This window comes from Algoriphagus sp. (assembly GCF_024642405.1).
In the GTDB taxonomy this organism is placed as follows: Bacteria; Bacteroidota; Bacteroidia; order Cytophagales; family Cyclobacteriaceae; genus Algoriphagus.
In genome coordinates this window covers 1-3,957 of record NZ_JAHEBC010000347.1, presented here as the reverse complement: position 1 = coordinate 3,957, position 3,957 = coordinate 1, and the positions used below count along the sequence as shown (strand labels likewise).

Annotated in this window: 2 protein-coding genes and 1 pseudogene; 2 read left to right on the top strand and 1 reads right to left on the bottom strand. The window is 36.6% G+C overall.

The features are described 5' to 3' along the window. A pseudogene (locus Q0L68_RS17455) lies at nt 1-261 on the top strand (dTDP-glucose 4,6-dehydratase); the annotation flags it as partial. 218 nt (nt 262-479) lie between these two features. Then, nucleotides 480-1,316: a hypothetical protein gene (locus Q0L68_RS17450; protein ID WP_296705544.1), complete on the top strand. Its 837-nt coding sequence runs from the start codon at nt 480-482 to the stop codon at nt 1,314-1,316. 76 nt (nt 1,317-1,392) lie between these two features. On the opposite strand, the gene Q0L68_RS17445 is transcribed toward Q0L68_RS17450, so the two are convergent. Then, a partial coding sequence (locus tag Q0L68_RS17445; protein WP_296705543.1) for a hypothetical protein occupies nt 1,393-3,957 on the bottom strand: 2,565 nt, incomplete at its 5' end.

Below are 3,957 nucleotides of genomic sequence, written 5' to 3'. Positions count from 1 at the left end.
GTAAAATTGCTTTATCAAAAGATGGATGAAAAGCTTGGCCGTGAAATGGGGACTTCTGAAAAGCTAATCACTTTCATATTGGATAGGGCAGGACATGATCTTCGCTATGCTATAGACGCTACAAAAATCAAGGAAGAATTGGGTTGAAGGCCAAGTTTACAATTTGAAGAAGGGATTGATATTACGATTGACTGGTACCTAAATAATCAAGATTGGCTAGATCACGTTACTTCTGGGGCATATCAGGATTATTATTCTTAGTTATACAGTAACCGTTAATTTATTTCTTTTGTAAATAAATTTTTATTCTGATTTTAAAGGATTATCTGCTTTTAGTTAAGTGTGAAATACAATTTTTTGAATGAAATCCTATTGTAGAATTAGCTTTAATATTTTTATTTAATGAATTGATTTTCAGCTATTTAAAATAATTATTATATTGAAATATAAATATTTTTAAACCAAGAAAATTTTTAATTATGGGGCTTTTAGATGATTTAAAACATGCGGCAAGTGATGTGGAAAATGTTTTTGATAGTATCAAAGGAGACTTAAAGAAAGACATCCAAGATGCTGAGGGAACAATTAAGGCAGGCATTCAGGATTTTGAAACAGCAGTAAAAAATGCTTTGGCCGATGCCAAAGCTGAAGAGGCAGATTTAATAAACAAAGCTAAATCTGAGTTTTCGAATTTATTGGGAGATTTAAAAGATGAGGAGAGTAAAATTTATCAATTATACACTGCTGTTAAATCAAAAATGACTTCTGACGAAGCTACCGTAAAGAATATCATTAAAAACTTGGTTGATTCAGATGAAAAACAAAATTCAGAAGATTTTAAAACCATTTTAACTGATTTTTTAACCCCGATTTGGGATGAAGTTGAAAATGCATTTGATGATTTAAAATCAGTTAGTATTGGGGTGACAGAAGAGGTATCTGGGGTGATTGGTGAAAGCGAAATTTTAAGTGTGGGGTACAAGTTTAGAGGTGATAATGATATTCGTGTTCTTTCAGATACAGGAGTTTCGATTGGCGCAGAAGAAGGTGGAGAAATAGGAGTTTTTGCAGGGATTTGGACGACTGGACCTAAGCAATTGAAGGGTTCTTTTTTATCTCTTGATCTGGAACTAGATGATGGTGTTGGGGTTGGAGTTAAGGTTTATTTCGATTTGCTTCAGTTTGTAGAATATTTCTTAGGGTTATCAAAACATGATAACGGATTTAGAGGCGTAATAATTTTGGGAACTGCCGGAGAAGTTGCAGAAGCAGATTTTGAATATACACTTAGTATTACCTACAGAATCCCAGATTGATAGATTTTTTTTTGAAAATTTTAAACACAAAAAAAGCCAACCTAATTTTAGGTTGGCTTTACTTTGGTATGTGAAATTAATTTTTCACTCCTTCAAATAGATCAATAGGAGTGCTTTTCACTTTTTCTTCAAATGCTTTCCAATCACCATTCATAAATTCTTCGACTTTTGACATGGCTTCAGCCGCAGCTTCTTTTCCTTGCTCGTAAAGCCTCTCTTCAGTTTCACCGGGAGCAGAATAGGAAGAACCAACATATCTTCGAGGAGCAGAAACCATATTCATAGTAGTAGGAAATAAGTTTCGAACAATTCCTTGTCCTTCGAGAGTTGGACCATCGAAAGCTTCACGGGTAGTATCAAGTTTTTTCTTTATCTCCTTTGCCGCTTTTGCCAGTTCTTTTGCCTCATCAGTTTCTACATCTTTTGTCAAAGTCATTACTTTGTCGATTACTTTTTGTGCCTCATCAAGTTTTTTTGTTGATGCTGAAACTTCGCTTGAGAGTGCTTCCAACTTTTTCAAGAAGTCATCTTTTGCTTTCAAAGCTGCCATATTTACTTGAATTCTTGGGTCAGACAATACCTTGATTGTTGTTTCAGATTCTTCTTCACCATAAACAAAGACAACTTTATAGGTTCCAGGTAAAGCATCTCCTCCAGAAGGTTCATAAAAACCTGATCTTCGTCCACCTCTGCCACCAAAGCCACCAGTGTTTTCTACCGATGATTTTCGATCGAGATTCCAATTGATTCGGTTCACACCATTAGTAGGAACTGTTTTCAATGTTCGGACTTGTTCTCCCGATTCATTAAAAATGTTAACTGTCACCGTATCTGGTTTCTCCTTATCATCATTTAAAATGAAGCTTAATCTACCACCTGTCTCTCTATTTTCACCTGCAAAAATGCCATCTGCAGGGAATCTTTCTCCAACGGGTTGTTGAATTTCTGCCTGATATGCGTCTGGGGCAGGCACAGCAGTGATTTTGGCTTCAGGCTTATTTCCTCCAGATGCTGCAAATACTCTTAAAGGCCTAATATCATCCAGGACATAAAATGCTCTACCAAAAGTACCTATAACCAAATCTGCTTCTCTTTCCTGGATTGTCATATCATAAGTAGAAACTGCTTTTGGATACCCATGCTCCCATTTGTTCCAGGTTTTGGCTTTATCAAAACTTACATATAATCCATATTCTGTTCCAAGGAAAACCAGATTTGGCTGAACAGGATCTTGTTTGATAGAAAGTGTATATCCCCAAACTTTTGAATCATCAACAATCCTGGTAAAGTTTCCTCCTGCATTAGAGGTATGGTAGGCGTATGCAGAAAAATCATTATTTCTATAATTGTTAGCGATCACCCATGCTTCATCCGCATTATAGGTGGATGCTTGAATTTGAGCAATCCAGGATGCTTTTGGAAGTCCAGTCAGTTTGCTCACCACATTTGTCCAGGTCTCTCCACCATCTTTAGTAAGTTGTACGTTCCCATCATCAGTACCAACCCAGATTATATTAGGATCTACCGGACTAGGAGCAATTGCAATAATTGTTGTATGATTTTCCGCTCCAGTAATATCAAAGGTCAAACCTCCTGTTTCTTGCTGCTTTTGTTTTGTAGAGTCGTTTGTAGTTAGATCTGGTGAAATAATTTCCCAGGTTTCACCACTATCAGTTGACTTATGCAAAAATTGAGATCCGTAATAAAGTGTATTTTCATCATGAGGATCTTGAGCAATTGCTGCATTCCAATTGAATCGTAAGAAAACATCTTTATCAGGATGAGTAGGTCTGATAGTCTTGTTATGACCTGTTTCTTTATCAAACCTAGAAACATTTCCTGCTTGAGACATTGTATAACCAAATCTTGAGTTGGCAGGGTGAGGTACCACGTCAAAACCATCTCCAAAAGATACTTCTTGCCAATAACTGTTTCTTATTCCATCTCTTTTCCATACATAAGCAGGACCTGTCCAAGAGCCATTATCCTGCATGCCCCCATAAATATTATAGGGGATTTCATTGTCCACATTTACATGATAAAACTGTCCTACCGGCAAGTTATCCGCGAAAAACCAGGTTTTGCCGCCATCTCTTGAAATATTAAGACCACCGTCATTTCCATCAATCAACAGCTTTGGATCATTGGGATTAATGTACCATGCATGATGATCAGGATGAACACCTTGATATTGAAGTAATTGCGTGAAAGAATTTCCTCCGTCTTCACTGATTCCAACTCTAGAATAAAGAGTGTACAATCTATTTTCATTTTTAGGATCGGCATGAATATCAAAATAATAAAACGGTCTATCTCCGATTGAACCGTCTGAATTGATCATTTTGAAATTATCACCTCCGTCTTCAGAAACATAGAGTGCGTTTTTTGAAGATTCTATTAAAGCATAAATTTTACTGCTATTGGCAGCTGATATTGCTAGACCCATCCTACCTAGATCACCTTTTGGAAGGCCGTTAGTATCATCTAGTTTTTTCCAGTTATCCCCACCGTCATGGGTTACAAAAAGCCCGGAAGAAGAACCACCTGATTCAAAGAAATATGGGTATCTTCTATGTTGCCACATATTGACAAAAATCTTATTTGGATTATTGGGGTCCATTATCATTTCGCCCACTCCAGT

Bases quoted from the DNA above. Each gene is read 5' to 3' on its own strand.
- Q0L68_RS17450 (WP_296705544.1), top strand. From the start codon at position 480: ATGGGGCTTTTAGATGATTTAAAACATGCGGCAAGTGATGTGGAAAAT.